Annotated in this window: 12 protein-coding genes; 7 read left to right on the top strand and 5 right to left on the bottom strand. The window is 70.4% G+C overall.

Annotated features, from left to right (window positions below; genetic code table 11):
- Position 1: 1 nt before the first annotated feature.
- The 5 genes from ACFYW8_RS36660 to ACFYW8_RS36680 are packed head-to-tail and all read right to left on the bottom strand — an operon-like array spanning position 2 to position 6039.
- Positions 2-940 carry a TauD/TfdA family dioxygenase gene (locus ACFYW8_RS36660; protein ID WP_389088987.1) on the bottom strand — a complete coding sequence of 313 codons (939 nt, stop codon included), beginning with the start codon at positions 938-940 and terminating at the stop codon, positions 2-4.
- Between the two features lie 5 nt (positions 941-945).
- A complete protein-coding gene (locus tag ACFYW8_RS36665) occupies positions 946-1191 on the bottom strand; it encodes a hypothetical protein (RefSeq protein WP_363312515.1) in 246 nt (81 codons plus the stop codon).
- On the bottom strand, positions 1188-1412 hold the full coding sequence (locus ACFYW8_RS36670; protein ID WP_389088992.1) for an MbtH family protein: 225 nt from the start codon (positions 1410-1412) through the stop codon (positions 1188-1190). Before ACFYW8_RS36670 ends, ACFYW8_RS36665 begins: the two co-directional genes overlap by 4 nt.
- Positions 1413-4724 (bottom strand): amino acid adenylation domain-containing protein, encoded by a 3312-nt coding sequence (locus ACFYW8_RS36675; RefSeq protein ID WP_389088995.1) that lies wholly within the window; start codon positions 4722-4724, stop codon positions 1413-1415. It lies immediately after the preceding gene.
- Positions 4725-4740: 16 nt separating this feature from the next.
- Positions 4741-6039, bottom strand: coding sequence for an MFS transporter (locus tag ACFYW8_RS36680; protein WP_389088998.1), 1299 nt, complete (start codon positions 6037-6039; stop codon positions 4741-4743).
- Positions 6040-6345: 306 nt separating this feature from the next.
- Between ACFYW8_RS36680 and ACFYW8_RS36685 the strand changes: the two genes are divergently transcribed.
- From ACFYW8_RS36685 to ACFYW8_RS36715, 7 genes are read left to right on the top strand one after another with little or no spacing between them, the layout of a single operon-like run.
- Positions 6346-7695, top strand: a complete 1350-nt coding sequence (locus tag ACFYW8_RS36685) for a B12-binding domain-containing radical SAM protein (RefSeq protein ID WP_389089002.1) — start codon at positions 6346-6348, stop codon at positions 7693-7695.
- Positions 7696-7726: 31 nt separating this feature from the next.
- Positions 7727-8566 (top strand): hypothetical protein, encoded by an 840-nt coding sequence (locus ACFYW8_RS36690; RefSeq protein ID WP_389089005.1) that lies wholly within the window; start codon positions 7727-7729, stop codon positions 8564-8566.
- A 5-nt stretch (positions 8567-8571) separates the two neighbouring features.
- A complete protein-coding gene (locus ACFYW8_RS36695; RefSeq protein WP_389089008.1) occupies positions 8572-10359 on the top strand; it encodes a B12-binding domain-containing radical SAM protein in 1788 nt (595 codons plus the stop codon).
- Positions 10356-11387, top strand: coding sequence for a TauD/TfdA family dioxygenase (locus tag ACFYW8_RS36700; protein WP_389089011.1), 1032 nt, complete (start codon positions 10356-10358; stop codon positions 11385-11387). The genes ACFYW8_RS36695 and ACFYW8_RS36700 overlap by 4 nt, the downstream gene beginning before the upstream one ends.
- Positions 11384-15307 carry an amino acid adenylation domain-containing protein gene (locus ACFYW8_RS36705; RefSeq protein ID WP_389089014.1) on the top strand — a complete coding sequence of 1308 codons (3924 nt, stop codon included), beginning with the start codon at positions 11384-11386 and terminating at the stop codon, positions 15305-15307. The genes ACFYW8_RS36700 and ACFYW8_RS36705 overlap by 4 nt, the downstream gene beginning before the upstream one ends.
- On the top strand, positions 15300-17150 hold the full coding sequence (locus ACFYW8_RS36710) for a non-ribosomal peptide synthetase (RefSeq protein WP_389089017.1): 1851 nt from the start codon (positions 15300-15302) through the stop codon (positions 17148-17150). Before ACFYW8_RS36705 ends, ACFYW8_RS36710 begins: the two co-directional genes overlap by 8 nt.
- A complete protein-coding gene (locus ACFYW8_RS36715) occupies positions 17147-17971 on the top strand; it encodes a phytanoyl-CoA dioxygenase family protein (protein ID WP_389089021.1) in 825 nt (274 codons plus the stop codon). The genes ACFYW8_RS36710 and ACFYW8_RS36715 overlap by 4 nt, the downstream gene beginning before the upstream one ends.
- Positions 17972-18118 lie beyond the last annotated feature (147 nt).

Below are 18118 nucleotides of genomic sequence, written 5' to 3' on the forward strand. Positions count from 1 at the left end.
CTCACCTCCGCCCGGTCGTCGCGAGCGCCTCGGCCATGGCGACGGCGATCGTACGGGGACGGGTGTAGGGCTCCCTGCCGTGCGCGGTCAGCATGTTGTCGATGACCAGGACGTCGTCGCGGGACCAGTCGAAGCGGGTGGCCGAAGAGCGGTAGCAGTCGCGTACGTGCGCCATGACGTCGTCGGGGATGTCCCCGCCGTCGCCGAAGTAGCTCTGGTTGGGCAGGTCCTCCTCGCCGAAGAGTTCGAGCATGCCCTCGCGGTTCTCCGGCGACAGTGTCGAGAGGTGGAAGACCGCGGCGTGGTTGAACCACACCTCAGCCCCCGTCTCGGGGTGCCGGTGCACGGCCTCGCGCACCGATGACGTACGCAGCCTGCCGTCCGCGCGCCATTGGGCGGTGACGCCGTTGGCCGCGCAGAACCGCTCCACCTGCGACCGGTCGTCGGTGTCGTAGACCTCCTGCCAGCTCAGCCCGAACTCGGGGCCGAAGTTGCGCACCACCTTCCAGCCGCGCCGCTCGAACTCCTCGCGCACGGCGGGGTCGAGGGCGCGCAGGACCTGGCGGGTGTCCGACAGCGGGGTCGCCCCGCGGCCGCCCGGTGGCTCGACGCAGTGGAAGTACAGGCTCATCGGCCAGGAGACACGGTAGGAGTTCTCGTTGTGGAAGAAGATCTCCTCGTGCGGCGGATAGTCGGTGGAGGTGTAGACGTGGCCCTTGATGGTGCTGCGCGGCGAGGACCGTTCCTCGTACGGCAGCGGGTCCTCGCCGGACAGTCCACGCACGGCGGACTCGAACCCGTCCACGCCCCCGACGGCGAAGCCGCGCAGCAGCACGGCGCCCTCCATGCGCAGCCGCTGCCGGATCCCGGTGCGGTCCCTGCCGATCCGGTCGAGGAGGTCCTCGCCCTCGTGTGCCTCGATGACGTGGGGCAGCTGCACGGCCGTCACTTCCGTCCGGCGGGCGGCTCGAACCGCAGCTCGTCGGTGCAGTAGGCGCGCCACTGCGGTGTCGCCGCGTCCCACAGCACCCCTTGGTCGGCGAGCACGGGGTGCCGTACGACGGCCAGGTCCTCGCGCAGATACACCACGGTGTCGTCGGGAAGATCCCGCTGCTCCCGCGCCGCCGATTCGGCCCAGCCGGCGAATCCGCGCACATCGCCGAGGAGGCAGCCCTGGTAGTACGGCGTCATCCCGCGGCCCCCCGCTCGGTCCTGCGGCGCAGGCTCAGCGGCCGCATGTCGGTCCACACCGTCTCGATGTGTGCCAGGCACTCCTCGCGCGCCCCGCCGTACCCGGCGTCCTCCCAGCCCGCGGGCCGCGGCTGGTCGACGGGCCAGATCGAGTACTGCTCCTCGTGATTGACGACGACCCGGTATCCGCCCGGGTCTCCGCCGATGGGTCCAGTCGTCACTTAGCCCTCCTCGTACGCGATGCGTTGGCGGACGACCGGGACGATCCGGTCGGGCCCGCCGGGTGTCTGGTCCGTCCCGCCGCGTGCGGCGGTCTCGGCGAGCAGCTTCTCGACCAGCGGCGCGAGGCGGCCCACGGTCGATGCGCGGAAGAAGGCCCGTACGGTGATGTCCACGCCCCAGGTGTCGTGCGCGGCCGCGATCACGCGCATCACCATCAGGGAGTCGCCGCCGTGGCTGAAGAAGTCGTCGTTGACGCCGATGTCCGTGCGGCGCAGCGCGGTGCGCCACAGGTCGAGCAGGGTGTGCTCGACGGGGGTGCGGGCGGGCCTCGCGGTGCCGGGTGGAGCGACCTCGGTGCTGTGGACCCGCGGCAGCGCGGCGCGGTCCAGCTTGCCGTTCGGGGTGAGCGGCAGCTCGGTGAGGAGCGCCAGGCGGTCGGGCAGCATGTAGAGCGGCAGGTGTTCGCGCAGCACGCCGTGCCAGTCCACGCCGTCCTGGCCGGCACTCGGTACGAGGTAGGCGTGGAGGCGCTTGGCGTCCTGCTCCCCCTCGGTGAGGACGACGGCGTCCCTGATGTACGGGGAGCGGCGGAACGCGGCCTCGATCTCGCCGAGTTCGACGCGGTAGCCGCGCACCTTGAGCTGGTGGTCGCGGCGGCCGAGGAACTCGATGCGCAGGCCGTGCGGCCCCTGCCGGTAGCGGCCGCGGTCGCCGGTCCGGTACATCCGCGCGCCCGGCCGGTCGGCGAAGGGGTGCGGCACGAAGGCGTCCGCGGTGCGGCCGGGGGCGCCCAGGTAGCCGCGGCTGAGGGTGGGGCCCGCGATGTAGAGGGTGCCGGGCACGCCCGGGGGCACCATGCGCATCCGGTCGTCGAGGAGGTACGCCTCGGTGCCGGGCAGGGGCGTGCCGATGAGCACGGATTGCGTGTCGTGGTCGTCGGCGCCGACGGTGAAGTAGGTGCTGTCGATGGTGCCTTCGGTCAGTCCGTAACAGTTGACGACGTCCGTGTCAGGGCCGCACAGCCCGCGGATGCGCGCCAGTTCGTCGGCGGGGAAGGTGTCGGAGCCGACGATGAGCAGCTTGAGGAAGGCCAGGTCCGCGCCGCTCTCGGCGACATGCGCGGCAAGGGTGCGCAGCACCGTGGGCACGAAGTCGGCGACGTCGATGTCCTCGTCGCGCATCAGCCGCAGCAGCCTGGCCGGAAGGAGCAGCGTCTCGCGGGGGCAGACGACGAGGGTCGCGCCGGAGCCGATGCTGCGGACGAGTTCGCCGAGGTAGCCGTCGAAGCTGAAGTTGGCCATCTGCAGATGGCCGCGGATCCGTCCGCGCAGCGCGAAGGCGTGCTCCCATGCGAGCTGGATGCGCCGCAGCGATCCGTGCGTGGCCATGACGCCCTTCGGACGCCCCGTCGAGCCCGACGTATACATGACATAGCAGAGGCTGTCGGCGCCGAGCAGGCGCTCGGGCCGGGTGCCGGGGAAGCGGGCGGGGTCCGCGCCGTCCGGGCCCGCGACCAGGACGCGTACGGAGTCGTCGGCCAGGTCGGGGACGAGCGGCTCCTGGGTGACCACCACGTCCACCCCGGCGTCGGCGACGATCATCGCGCGGCGGGACGCTGGGCTGTCGAGGTCGAGCGGCACATGGGCGGCGCCCGCCTTCCACACGGCGAGGACCGCGACGACGCTCTCCGCGGAGCGCTCCATGTAGATGCCGACCCGGGATCCGGGCGTGACTCCCTCGCCGCGCAGCCGGTGGGCGAGACGGTTGGCGGCGCGGTCCAACTCGCCGTAGGTGAGCCGGGTTTCGCCGTGCACCAGGGCGGGGGCGTCGGGCTGGAGCTCCGCCCACTGCTCGAACACGTCGAGCACGCTGTCATCGGCCTCGGCGGGCTCGACGGGGGCGCCCGTCGCGGCGCGCAGCAGCGGCGTACGGTCCTCGGGGCCGGGGGCGCCGGTCAGGGTGACGGGCCGCTCCGGGTCCCGGGCCATGTCGCCGAGCACAGATTGCCACAGGCGCAGCAGCGCGTCGATGGTCTCGGGCCGGTAGAGCCCGCTGTCGTACTGGGCGAGTGCGTCGGTGTGCCCCTCCTCGGCGCACACGTCGACGGTCAGGTCGAACTTGGCGACGCCGATGTCCACTTCCTCGGCACTTGCGGTCAGCGCGCCGGGTCCGGTGCGGGTGGACGGCGTACCGATGCACTGGAAGGTGACGCCGAAGAACTGGCCGTCGCCCTCGGCGTGTTCGGTGTCTATGGCGGCGACGATGTCCTGGAAGGCGACCCTCTGATGGCCGTACGCGCCCAGGCAAGTCTGCCGCACCCGGGCCAGGGCCTGCCGGACGGTCGGGGCGCCGGAGAGGTCCGTGCGCAGGGCGAGCATGTTGAGGAAGGGGCCGATCAGCAGGTCGGCGTCGATGTCCTCCCGCAGGGCACTGGGCGTGCCGACCACGATGTCGTCCTGGTCCTGGTGGCGCGAGAGCGCGATCACGAAGCCGGTGAGCAGCACCATGAACGGGGTGGCACGCTCGGCTCGGGCCAACTCCCGTATTCGCTGCATCAGTTCGGGGTCGAGCGTGCGGAGCGCGACGGCGGCGGGCGGCGTGGCCCGCTCGGGAGGTGTGCGGTCCGGGGGCAGCCGCCGCAGTTCCGGGAGCCCGGACAACTGCTCGCGCCAGTAGGCGAGTTCGGCCTCATGGGCAGGGTCGCCCGCGCCCGGGTGGTGGCTCCGGGCGACGAGATCGGCGTACTGGACGGGCAGCGGGGGCAGCTCGGCGGGGCGGGACTCGGCCTGGGCCGCGACGAGTTCGAGGAACTCGTCGATGAAGACCTGCCGGGACCAGCCGTCGCAGATGATGTGGTGCCAGTTGAGGAGCAGGGTGTGGTCGTCGGCGGCGGAGCGCAGCAGCGCCGTGCGGATCAGCGGGCCGGTCCCCAGGTCGAAGGGGCGCCGGGCGTGCTCTTCGGCGATGCGCCGCGCCTCGGCGGCACGGAGCTCGGGGTCCAGCCCTGTGAGGTCGATCAGCTGTGTGGTCAGCGGCAGTTCCGGCTCGACGTGTACGCGCGGTACGCCGCCGTCGGCGGGGAAGCGGGCGCGCAGGACGTCGTGCCTGCGGACGATCTCGCCCACCGCCCGGGCGGCCGCGCCGGGGTCGAGCGGTCCGGTGAGACGGATCGCCGAGCACACGTTGTACAGCGCGGTGCAAGGATGCATCCGGTCCAGGAACCAGAAGCGTTCCTGGGCGGGTGACAGCGCGTCCGCTCCCGGGGAGGCTTGAGGGGTCAGGGGCCGGATACCAGGTGTGCCGAAGCTCATGCGACCTCTCCGGGGCTCATGCGACCTCTCCTGCCGGGCGGTCGACGGCGTGGGGCCGGGCGATGCCGGTGAGCAGCCCGGTCAGGGCGATGCCCAGGACGACGACGCCGATGACGACACAGACCGTCGTGACGCCGGCCCCGGCGGCGGCCGCGGTCGTGATGGCCGCGCCGATCGGCCCCAGCGCCGTATGGATGGTCCAGAACGAGGACGTGACCCGGCCGAGGAGATGACTTGGGGTCACTTCCTGACGCAGGGACATCGACGAGATGCCCGCGATGCCCGTGCACATCAGGGTGACCGTCATCAGTACAGCGATCACCGGGACGCTCCCGGACAGGCCGATCCCGGCGACGGCGAGACCCGCGAGCGAGAACGCACTGATCCAACTCACCCCGAAACCAAGCCGTTCGCGCACCCGGGCGACCGCCGCCGAGGCGATGAACGAGCCGACGGTCCCGGCCGTCAGCACATAGCCGACGGTGGTGTCCGGGTGGTGCAGCTCATCCTTGACCAAGTAGATGACGAGGTCGGTCAGGCCATAGATGAGGAAGGTGATCAGTGAGAGCAGAAATGTCAGCGGCCGCAGCACGGGGTGCGCCCACAGGAACTTCGCCCCGGCCAGGAACTCGTTGCGGATGTTGCCGCGTTCGGCGGTGTCGGCCCGCCGTGGCTTGCCGTCGAACTTGACGAGCAGCACGCCGAGCGCGGAGACCGCGAAGGTCGCCGCGTCGATGCCGATCGCGGCGGCAGGACCCGCGGACGAGGCCACGAAGCCCGCGAGCGCGGGCCCCGCGACGCTGGCCACGGCGTACGTCGCGTACATATGGCCGTTGGCCTTGGTGATCTGGTCCGGCTGGACGATGGCTGGCACCACGGTCACATAGGTGACCTGGAAGAGCATCGAGAAGCAGCCCGCGATGGGGACGACGGTGTAGATCAGCCAGAGCGGCGACGCGGAGATCCACGCCAGCGGGATCAGCAGATAGAGCAGACAGCGCGCCCCGTCGGCGAGCATCAGCAGCCGTCTGCGGTCGAAGCGGTCGGCGACGACACCGGCGAACAGGCCGGTCAGGATCGACGCGACACCGGTGAGCCCGGTGACGAGGCCCATTTGAAGGACCGATCCCGTGGTGTGGAGCACCAGCAACGGCAAGGCGACATACGAGAAGGAGTCACCGAGCGCGGAAAGAGTCTGAACGCCTAAGAAAATTCGATATGCGGGGTTGCTCCATAAAGAGGGCGAACCGCCCCCCGCACCCGTCGGCCGCGCCTGATCCTGGTCCTGGTCATCGGACAGTTTATCTGACGGCACGGGTTCCCCAATCCGGATCTGCCGGCGGGTAGTAGATCACAGGCCCACGAGGGCGTCAAGGTCGTCCAGGGTGTGGTGACTTGACGCACGTCTTGACGGTACTCCGTCACGCATGATAGGAATTCGATTTTGCCAGTACCGTCTGTGCGCAGCCCCATCCCCCTCTTCCCTGGAGAGAAATTGCGGGTCGCTTTTGTGCATACGCCCATGTCTACCGTTCCTATTGCGCAGCGCAAAGATTTCTGGCGGAACTTCGACATTCAATACCACGCGGCACATCCGGATCTCGACCATATGCGCAAGAATATGTGGGAGCTTCCACACTGGATGCACTGGCTGGCCGGAGTGCTCGTAGCGCACGGCTACGACGACATCGACGTGGTCGATCTCTACACCGATCCGGACACCTTCACACGGCCGGGCCATATGGCCGTGGACGTCGTGGAGGCAGCCGTGCGCGATCATCCGGCGGACGTCTACCTGTTCTCGCCGATGACGGTGAACCTCTGCTTCGCGTACGAGATCTCGGACGCCGTCAAGCGGATCCGGCCCGCGTCCTTCGTCGTGTACGGCGGGGTCGTCGCCACGCCGCTGAGCCACGAGGTGGCCGGCCACCCCAGCGTCGACTACGTCGTGGTCGACCGGGGCGAGCAGGCCCTTCCCGCGCTCCTCGACGCGCTGTCCTGCGGAGGCGACGTGGACGGCGTGGGCAACCTCGTGTACCAGCGCTCCGACGGCACGACGGCCCGGACGGCGCCCCGCTATCCGCAGCTGCACCCGGCCGACATCCCCTTTCCGAAGGTGGACCTTTTCCCTGCGAGTGCCGGGGAAGACATCCGCTATTTACGTCAGGTCTATGCGCTCGGCTGCCCCTATCAGTGCACCTTCTGCACGATCCAGACCATCGGCAGGCGCCCCGACTATTTCCCGCTGGACCGCGTGATCAAGGAGATCCGTGCCTACCGGGCCCGCTACGGCGAGCGCCACAACATCTACTGGGGTGACGAGACCTTCACCCTGCACCCGGAACGCACCCTCGAACTCCTCGAGTTACTGGAGAAGGAAGGTGACATCAATTACGACTGCCAGACCCGACTGAATTGCCTGACGGACGACCGTATCCTGCGCAAGCTGAAGAGCAGCGGCTGCCAATGGGTGGAGATAGGCCTGGAGACCGCCTCCCAGGAAAGCCATGAAACGCATAAGCATCACATGAAGCTGAGCGCGACAAGGGAAACCCTCAAGAAGGTCAGGGACGCCGGGCTCGCCGCCTGTTCCTTCACCGTGAACGGCTTTCCCGACCAGACACCGGACGACATGCGCCGCAGCATCGACTGGGTCTGCCAACTCCTCGACGAGGACCTGCTGCAGGCGACGTACCTCTTCGGCCTCGTGCCGTATCCGGGAAGCGCCATGTTCGACAACCCGGAGCGCTTCGGCATGAAGCTGCTCCACCGGGACTTCCGCCTCTACCACGAGGACCTGCCCCCCGTCTTCGCGACCGACAAGGCCACCCCTGACCAGGTGTACGACGTGTTCCTGGAGGGTCAGGTGAAGTTCGCGCAGGCCATGGACAAGACCCCGTACTTCGGTTCCGCGCCGGTCCCCGGCACCGCCGACGAGTACGGCACCTTCTGGGCCGATGCCCACGTATAGCCTTCCGCGGCCACGGACAGACGGGAGCACCATGACTTCTTCTCGATGGCAGGTACTGCGGGACGGCGACGCGGGCCTGATCCTCACCGTGGCCTTCGACGCCGGACGCGGCGATGCCCGGTTCGCCGACCTGGCGTCCTTCCTGGAGGGACGGCACGTCCTGGAGGGCGTGCCGCTGCGCAGCACGGTCGCCGAACTGGTCAAGGAGGGGCCCGACGCGTACGTGGAGCCGTGGCTCGAGGCCGTCCAGGAGCTCGGGCAGCCGGTGCGGGCCGTGTTCGGTCACTGCGCGGGAAGCGGCCTCGCGCGCGATTTGTTTGGCCGATTAAGGACGTTGGGACTTGGCGAGCCCACTGACGAACCCTCTGGAGAACCCTCCCTCATCACCTTCGACCCGATCCTGGTCGACAGTCACATCCTGGCCGACGACTACCGCACGGCTGTGCGCACGCTCGCCGCCCAGCTCTCCCCGCAGGACCTGGAGACCGCCCTGGTGGCCGCCGGGCCGTGCGATGACGGACCCGCGCTGACCGGAGCGGACGTCCTGCCGCTCGCCGAGGCGCTGGAAACGGCCTACGGAACGGCGGTGGCCGCCGCCTGCGAGCGCCTCGACGTCGCCCCGGCGGTCCAACAGCAGCTCTCCGACCGCTTCTCCCACTACCTCGCCTACCTCGCCGCCGCGGCCTGGGCACAAGCGGCTCCCCCGGCACGGGACACACCACCCGCGACGACGGTCCTGTCCACCACGGGCGGCGTCGGCACCGACGACGCCGACCCCCGCGGCACCATCACCCGGTTCACCGTGGACCGCACCCGCCTCCTCGCGGACCCCGATGTGGCGGCGTACGTCTCCCGTGCGACGGGCGGGTGACGCTCATGGACCCCAGACCGCTCGCTGTACCGGAGGCCCTGGCGCGCAGCGTGCGCCGGGCGCGCGCCGAGCGAATAGACCGTGAGCTGTACGAGGAGGAGAAGCGCTGGCGCTGGCACCCCGGCGACGGCGGGGACCCGCGCACCGTCTCGCAGGAGGCACTGCTCCGCGAGACCTCGCCCGAGCACGGGACCAAGTACTTCCCGGTGCTCTTCGTCAGCGCCCCGCACATCGAGGAGGGCGCGACCGGCGCGTTCCCCGGCATGCCCACGCCGCTGCTCTACGCGACCTGTGTCCTCGACCGGATGCTGCGCATCGACGAGTTCCCCGGCAGCCGCGTCCCCGACGTGGTGGCCGTCCTCAACCCCCCTGCCTACTCGGCCGCCTTCGAGAAGGAGCTCGTCGGCTGTCTGCGAGAGCACCGCCCGGTCGTGGTCGGCATCAGCAACCTCTCCGAGGGCCACCACTTCGCCCTGCGCATCGCCGCCACCGTCAAGAAGGAGTGCCCGCAGGCCATCGTCCTGCTCGGCGGCCAGCACGAGGACGCCGTGAACCCGGACGCCTACCGGGCGGCCTCGCGGCGCGTGTCCGGGATGAGCGGCCGCAGGCAGGAGAGCCACGACGACTTCCGCATCGGCGCGGAGGAACTCGGCCGGCTCACCACGCTGCAGACCTTCGCCCGCCCCGAGGAACGGGAGCTCGCGGACATCGTGTTCGCGGGCGACTCCGCGTTCGCGCTGCCCGAGGTGCTCAAGCTGGTGGCGGAGTGCCTGCCCGCCGACGCCGAGACCGTCAAGAAGCGCATGCTCGCCGAGCCGGACCGGTTCACCGAACTGCCGGGCGTGGGCAGCCTGTTCACCTACGACTGGAACGCGCGGCGCATCGAGTCGCTGCCGCTCAGCGGCGTGCCGATCGACGGCGACCGGCTCCCGTACATCGACGTGACCCGGATGACGCACGAGAACCGCTTCCCGGTCTTCGGGCATCGCCGCACCGCGCAGATCATGGCCTGCCTGGGCTGCAAGTACGCGTGCTCCTTCTGTCACGAGTCCGCGGACGCGTTCCTCTACGAACAGCCCAAGATCCGCCAGCGCTCCCCGCAGCACGTCATCGGAGAGATCCGGCTGCGCATCGAGCAGGGCTTCGAGGCGGTGTTCTTCGACGACAGCACCTTCACCCAGAACCCCCGCTGGCTGAAGGAGTTCCTGACCCTCCTCGAAGAACTCGCCGCCGACCACGGCACCTTCGAATGGGGCTGCCAGACCACCGTCAACGACGTGGACCGGGATCTCCTGCGGCGCATGGCGGCGGCCGGCTGCAGCTATATCTACTTCGGTGTCGAATCGGCCGAACCCGACGCCGTACGCGTCCAGAAGGTCCGCCAACTGCTCCTGGTCTCCGAGGGCGACTGGACCGAGCGCTTGCGGGAGGTGGCCCACTGGTGCCGCGAGGCCGGGATCCGGGTCGGTACGTCCCTGCAGTTCGGTCTCGGGGAGACGCCCGAGCAGCGCCTTGAGACGCTCGACCTCATCGCCGAACTGCACCGGGCAGGCTGCATCCCCGACGGGTGCGTCGCCCTCAACGTCAACAGCCCCTACCCCGGCACCCGCCAGTGGCTCCAGATGCTGCAGTCGGGCGCCACGCTGCCCGACTACCGCGAGAAGCTGGTGCGCCACCCGGCCTTCGAGACCGCGCACCAGTTCTCCTCGATCACCGGCCAGGACGTCGAGGCCCTGTATCTGCTGGCCGCGGACCGCCTCGGCCGGGCACTGCACCAGGAGGAACCGGCGTGACCCAACCACCGCGCCGGGGCCCTGCCGGGCTGCGGCAGGCCGTTCCCGCCCAAGTCAGCCTCACCTCCGACTCGCTCGTCAGCCACGCACCGCTCGCGGCCGACGGCGAACCGCCCCTGGTCGTCCGCCCTGCCGCCGCCGGTGTCGACGTCGCGGCCTGGGCCGCCCACGCGAGGGCCTGGCTCGACGAGACCCTCGACGAGCACGGCGCCGTGCTGCTCCGCGGGTTCTCGGTCACCACGGCACACGCTCTGGAGCCGCTGGCCGAAGCGCTCGTCGACGAGGTCTACCGCGACAACGGCGAGCATCCCCGGGCCTCGCTGAGCGGCAGCATCTCCTCTCCGGTGTTCTTCCCGCCGGAGGAGAAGCTGCTGTGGCACACCGAGAACTCCTTCAACGACTCGGGACCCGCGCGGATCGTGTTCTGCTGCGCACGGCCCGCGGCCTCCGGCGGTGAGACCCCGATCGTCGACAGCCGGCAGGTCTTCCGGCGGCTCGACACGGACCTGCGCGCCGAGTTCCTCGCCAAGGGCGTGACGTACGTCAGGAATTACGGGACGGGGCTCGGCCTCGACTGGCGTGAGGTCCTGCGCACCGACGACCGGCACGAGGCCGAGGCGCGCTGCGCCGAGCAGGGCCTGCGCACCACCTGGGACGGTGACCGTCTGCGCACCGAGGCGGTAAGGCCGGCCGCCGTCCGGCACCCGCGCACCGGCGTCTGGTCATGGATCAACCAGGCCCAGCACTGGCACCCGGCCTGCCTCGACCCCACGACCCGGGCGGCCCTTGAGGCCACCCACACCCCGGACACGCTGCCGCGGCAGTGCCACTTCGGCGACGGATCCCCGATCCCCGACGAGGCGATGGCCGAGATCTGCCGGGTGTACGCCGAACTCGAAGTCTGCTTCCCCTGGGAGAAGGGCGACGTCTTGGTCCTTGACAACATCCTCATCGCACACGCCCGCAACCCCTTCAGCGGTCCGCGTGAACTCCTGGTGGCCATGGGCGACTTGGTGCGGTTCGCATGACGGGGCAGAACACCGCCACGGACGGGAACCGCGGCGGGACGGCCAACCGGGTCGAGGGTTTCCGGCTCTCGTTCCAGCAGCAGCGCATCTGGCAGACGCACGCGTCCGCCGCTTCCCCCGGTTGGGCACAGGCGCTCGTCCACATCGACGGAGCCGTCGACCCGGACCGCCTTGCCGCCGCCCTGCGCACGGTCGCCGACCGCCATGGCGCGCTGCGGGCGCGCTACCGCCGGGTGCCGGGGGCGAGCACGGCGCTCGCGGACATCGCCCCGGAGGGCACGGGCAACGTCGAGTGGACGGTGAAGGACCTGCGGGCGCTGACCGAGGCGGACATACCCGGCCATGTGGACGCGGCAGTGCGGTACGAGCGTCTGTGCCCGGCGGGCATCGACGATGCGGCCCCGCTGCGCGCACGCCTGCTCAGGTTCTCCGGTCAGCGCCACGCACTGCTGATCACGACTTCCGGTCTGTCCGCCGACAGCCTGGCCCTGCGCGGCCTGACGGCCGAACTCGCCCTCGCCTACGACGGGCGTTCACCGGGCGGCGCCGAGCCTCTGCAGTACATCCAGTACGCGCAATGGCAACTCCAGCAGGGGGCCGACGAGTCGGTGACCGGGGACGGCGCCGATCCGGTGGCGGCCGGGAACGCCGGTGCCGCTTGGGGCCTGCCCCTGCGTCGGCTCCTCCCGCCCGCGGCCGGGGCACCCACCGATCCCGCCGTCGTACGCCTCGACCGCACCGTGCCGTCCTCGCTCGCGGGGGCCGTGCGGGCCTGCGCCCAGCAGCACGGCGTCACGACCGAAGTCGTCCTGCTCACCTGCCTGATGGCGCTTCTGCGCCGGATCACCGACCGCTCCGACCTCACCATCGCGACGGCCCTCACAGGACGCCCGTACGACGAACTGGGCGGCTGCGCAGGCCACTTCACCCACTGGTCGCCGATCCACACCGGACCGGACTCGGCCACGACCTTCTCCGGCCTCCTGAATGAGATCGAGCACGAGCGGTCGAACGCCGAGCGTGCCGCCGAGCTCGTCCCGGCTTCGTACGCCACCCGCCCGACCGGCTGGGCGGCCGTGTACGAGGCGAAGGAGGAGGCACCCGTCGAGCAGCACGCCGACGGCGTCACCTTCACCTTGGCCTGGGACGACGTCGAGGCCGAGCCGTGTGCGCTGAAGCTGGAGAGCATCGCGGGCGACAACTCCCTCAGCCTGGTGTGGCGTTACCGCGAGGGCGAGTTCCCCGCCGACTATGTACGGAGCCTCGCCGGGCAGTATCTGACACTGCTGGAGGGCGTGATCGCCGACCCGTCGGCCCCGCTCGACACCATCGGCGTGCTGGACCCGTACAGCCGCGACGTCGTGCGGGCCACCGCTGACCACGCCCGCGCCACCACCCGGCAGACACCCCTGTGTCTGCACCAGATCATCGAAGACCGGGCCGGGCGGTCACCGGATGCCGTCGCGGTCACGGACCCGGAGACCCGCCTGACCTACCGGCAGTTGAACGAACAGGCCGACCAAGTCGCCCTGGCGCTGGGCCAGTACGGCATCGGCCCGGATCAACCCGTCGCGATAGCCATCGGGCACACCCGTCACCTCCTGGTGGCGATGCTGGGCGTACTCAAGGCGGGCGGCGCGTATCTGCCGCTCGATCCCGAGCTGCCGCGGGCCAGGACCGCGGACATGCTGACGCGCTCGGACTGCTCCCTGATCCTCACGGGCCCGGACACCCCCCAGGACCGCTTCGGCCCGGCCCGCTGCCTGAACGTCGACGGACTGCGGGCGACGGAAGACCCGGTCGCCCCACGCCCCGAGGTGACACCGGACAACCTCGCGTACGTCCTCTTCACCAGCGGCTCCACCGGCGTCCCCAAGGGCGTGATGCTGCCGCACCGCGCCCTGGCCAACTACGTTCTCTGGGCGGCCCGGACGTACGGCCACGAGGAGGGGACGGGGGCCATGGTGCACTCGTCCGTGGCCTTCGACCTGACGGTGACCAGCCTCTTCGTGCCCCTGGTCAGCGGTCGTACGGTGCATTTGGACGCGGCCTGGCGCAATGTCTTCGACCTCAGCGGCGAGTTGACCCGGCGCACCGGCCTCGACCTGCTCAAGCTGACACCCTCGCATCTGAGCGTGATCAACCACGCGCTCGATCCCGGCGACACGTCCCAGGTCACGCACTCGCTGGTGCTGGGCGGCGAGAACCTGTCCTGGGAGCACATCGCGCCGTGGCGCAGGGCCGCGGCGCCCCCACGGATCTTCAACGAGTACGGCCCCACGGAGACCGCGGTGGGCTGCACCGTCCACGAGATCACGGCCGCTGAACCCGAGGTCGGCGACTTGCCGATCGGCCGCCCGGTGGACGGCAGCGAGGTCTACGTACTCGACGGCCGCCTGGCACCGGTGCCGGTCGGGGCGCTCGGCGAGATCTGCGTGGGCGGCATCGGCCTGGCACGCGGCTATGTCGCCGATCCGGCAGGCTCGGCGGAACGCTTCGTACCGCATCCCTTCTCCGAGACACCCGGACAGCGTCTCTACCGCACCGGCGACATCGGCTACTACGCCCCCGACGGAACGCTGCACTGCCTCGGTCGCCGGGACGAACAGATCAAGGTGCGCGGCATCCGCATGGAGCCCGCCGAGACCGAGCGGGCGCTGCTCGGCCACCCGTCCGTCCACGCGGCGGCCGTGGTGCTCAGGCAGGACGGTGCGGACGGCGGGCTGCTCACCGCGTTCCTCTCGGCCTCGGCCGAAGGGAGGGTCGCGCCGTCGGAACTGCGCGGCCATCTCGTCGAGCGCCTGCCGGCCGCCATGGTCCCCGACTCGTACGTCTGGCTCGACGGGTTGCCCCTCACGGCCAACGGCAAGATCGACCGCGACGCGCTGGTCGCCGTCGACGGGCAGGGGGGCCGCGACGGGCAGAGGGGTCCGGAGGCGAAGGGGGGTCCGGAAGCAACGGAGCCTCCCGAGCAAAGGGACGCCCTGGAAGCACAGGTCGCGGCCGTCTTCGCGGAGCTGCTCAAGCTCCCCTCCGTCGGTGCGGACGACGTCTTCTTCGACCTCGGCGGCCACTCGATCCTGGCGGTGCGGCTGATCGCGAGGATCAACGCCGCGTTCTCCGCCGAGCTGCCGGTGTCGGTGCTGTTCGAGGAGACAGCGGATGTCGACGGGGCGCAGGTCGACCCGGCCACCCCGAGGGCGCTGGCGGCGTTGCTCCGAGGCAGCGAAGAAGCAGGGAGCAGGGACGGAGGCGCCACCGCCGAACGGCCACGCCCGCTCGTCACCCTCCAGAGCCGGGGCGAGGGAACCCCGCTGTTCTGCGTTCATCCCGGCGGCGGCGATGCCATCACCTTCCGGAACCTCGCCGGTGGGGAGGTGCTGCGGCGTCCGCTGTACGCCGTGCACGACGGCACGCCGCGATCAGACGCCGGTCAAGGGCCCTCGGAGCCCGACATCGAGGCCCTGGCAGAGCACCACCTCGCACTGATCCGAGAGGTCAGGCCGCACGGCCCGTATCTCCTGATGGGCTGGTCGATGGGCGGCCTCGTCGCCCTGGAGATGGCCCAGCGACTGACCCGGCTCGGGGAGCAGGTCGGCATGCTGGTCCTGCTCGACAGCTACCTCGCCGAGCAGCTGCCCGCCGACACCGGATCGGCCCCGGGCGACGCGCACGCCCGCGCGGCCCTGCGCTACCGGCCGGTGCCGTACGCCGGTCGGACGGCGCTGTTCCAGGCGCAGGAGAGCGACCCGCTGATGCGGGCGGCGGCCGGTGCGGCCTGGGCGGAACTGTGCCCGGCGCTCTCCCCGCCGCGGGTGCTGGCCGGCGACCACTACTCCATGCTGGACGAGCCGTTGGTGTCCGGCCTTGCGGCGGAAGTGGAGAAGACACTTCAGGAGGCGGACGTTCCCGATGTCTGACGTGCTGCAGTACTTCGACGACACGCGACGCGCGTCACCCGAACTGCCTGCGGTGGAATACCGGGGGCGCCGCCTCTCGTACGAGGAACTGGGCCGTGCGGCGGACGAGTTGGCCGCACATCTGCACGACCTCTCCGTCGTCGGCACGGTCGTCGGCATCCGCACCGACCGTTCGTTCCGGCTCCCGATCGCGATCCTGGGCGCGCTGCGGGCCGGCGCCGCGTACATGCCGCTGGATCACGCCTACCCCCAAGCGCGCCTTGACTTCATGATGCGGGACAGCGGCATGCGCGTACTCCTCACGCACCGCACCCCGACGGGAGTGCCGCCGGTGCCGCCGGGGACAAAGGTCGTACTGCTGGACGAGGACCAGCCGACGACACAGGACCGCAGTCGCCCTACCCACGCAGCCACAGCCGACGATCTCGCGTACGTCATCTACACCTCAGGATCCACGGGCACGCCCAAGGGTGTCGCCATGCCGCACGGCCCGCTGCGCAACCTGATCTCCTGGCAGCGTGAGACCTTCAAGGCCGGGGTCGGGTCCCGGACCCTCCAGTTCGCGGCGGCGAGCTTCGACGTCCACTTCGAGGAGATGTTCAGCACCTGGAGCACGGGTGGCTGCCTCGTGCTGATCGACGAGGAGATACGCCGGGACTCCCACCGGCTGCTGCGCTTCCTCGACGAGCAGCGTCTCGACCGGGTGTTCATGCCGTTCGTGGCCCTGCAGTCGCTCGCCCACACGGCTCAGGACGTGGGCCGCCACCCACGCTCGCTGCGAGAGGTCGTCTGCGGTGGCGAGCAGCTCTACATCACTCCGGCCGTACGACGGTTCTTCGACGCCCTTCCGGGTGTCGCGCTGCACAACCAGTACGGACCGTCGGAGACACACAACGTGACGGCGCTGCGGCTGTCCGGCGAGCCGTCCTCCTGGCCGGAGCGCGCCCCCATCGGCCGGTCCATCGACGCCGCGCGGGTACGGGTTCTGGACGCGGACGGGAACCCGGCTCCGGTCGGCGTCACCGGCGAGATCGTCATCGGCGGGCCGGTGCTCGCCCGTGGCTACCTCGACCGGCCCGGTCTGACGGCCGAGCGCTTCACTCCCGACCCGCTGGGCCCGCCGGGATCGCGGGTGTACCGGACCGGGGACTCGGGCCGGGTCGATGACCAGGGGCGGATCCACTTCCTGGGCCGCGACGACGGGCAGGTGAAGATCCGCGGCTTCCGCGTGGAACTCGGTGAGATCGAGTCGGCGGTCAGGGAGCTGCCGGAGGCTGCCGACGCCGCGGTCGTGGTGAACGAGAGCCGCACGGCGGGCAAGCGCCTTGTCGCCTACGTCGTGGGGCCGTCGCCACTGCCCGACGACCTCCGGGACCGGCTCGGCCGGACCCTGCCCGAGTACATGCTGCCGGTGGCGTTCGTCCCGGTGGAGCGGCTGCCTCTCACGCCGAGCGGCAAGCTCGACCGCCAGGCCCTCGCCACGCGCGAGCTGACGGTCACGGGCAGCGGCGTCGGCCCGGCCGGGGAAGCCCTCGGCCCTGCCGACGACGGCGTACAGCATGAGCTGACCCTCCTGTGGGAGCACGTCCTGGACGCAAAGGACATCGCGCTCAGCGACAACTTCTTCCAGCTGGGCGGCACTTCGCTGCTGGCGGCGGTGCTGATATCCCGGATCAACGAGCGCTTCGGCGCGTACGCGGACCTGGAGACGTTCATCGCGCGGCCGACGATCTCGGAGATGGCCGAGTGGATCGGCGAGCGGTCGCAGGAGCGGTCGCAGGCTCAGGAGCGGTCGGACGCACCCCGACCGCTGTCCCAACAACCGGTGAGGCTGGATTCGTGATCGAAACTGACGACGGACATCTGGCGGAGCTGATCGCGGAGTACGAGGAGAACGGCTGGTGCCGCTCCCCGTTCCGGTTCACCGACCCCGCGGTGAACGTGCTCCGCGACAGCCTGGACGCCGTCTGCCGCCGAGGCGGTCCTGAGGTGGTCCACGAGAAGGGCAGTAAGGCCGTCCGCGCGGTGCACGGCTGCCATGAATTCGAAGAGGCGTACGCGATGCTCGTACGCCACCCCTATCTCCTCGCCCTTGCCGAGGCGCTGACGGGGACGCCGGTGTACGTCTACCAGTTCAAGGTGAACCTGAAGCAGGCGCGGGAGGGCCAGGCCTGGCCGTGGCACCAGGACTTCGCCTTCTGGAACGCGGAGGACGGCCTGCCCACGCCTGCGGCGGTCACGCTGGCCGTACCGCTGGACGACGTCCATGAGAACAACGGCCCGCTCAATCTCATCCCGGGCTCCCACCGCCTGGGCTATCTCGGCCCCGGCAAGGTCACGCCGGGCGACAGGAGCGACTGGCGCAGGAACTTCGACGCGGACCCCGAGCACACCATGGAAGCCGACCGGGCCCGGGAACTGATCGACTCCTTCGGCAGCACACGGGCGACCGGCAGGGCGGGCACGATCCAGGCCTTCCACCCGAACATCGTGCATTCCTCGTCGGACAACGCGTCCCCCGACCGACGGGCGCTGCTGATGGTCTCGTACAACTCCGTCGACAACGCCCCACCCCATCCGACCCGCCCCGAGTTCCTGGTGGGCCGCAACACGGACCAGCTGAAACCGAGGTGGGACGTGCGCTTCCCGCTGGAGGCGGTCTGAGGCGCGGCGCGCACAACTGATGAACGAACGACAGAACCCCACGGTCTCCGGGACCGTGGGGTTCTGGCTGGTGGATCGTTCACGAAATCCGCTGACCAGGGCCGACGATCCCAATCGATCAAGCGATTCCCAACGGCATGGAGATCA

Source organism: Streptomyces sp. NPDC002742 (genome assembly GCF_042888885.1).
In the GTDB taxonomy this organism is placed as follows: Bacteria; Actinomycetota; Actinomycetes; order Streptomycetales; family Streptomycetaceae; genus Streptomyces.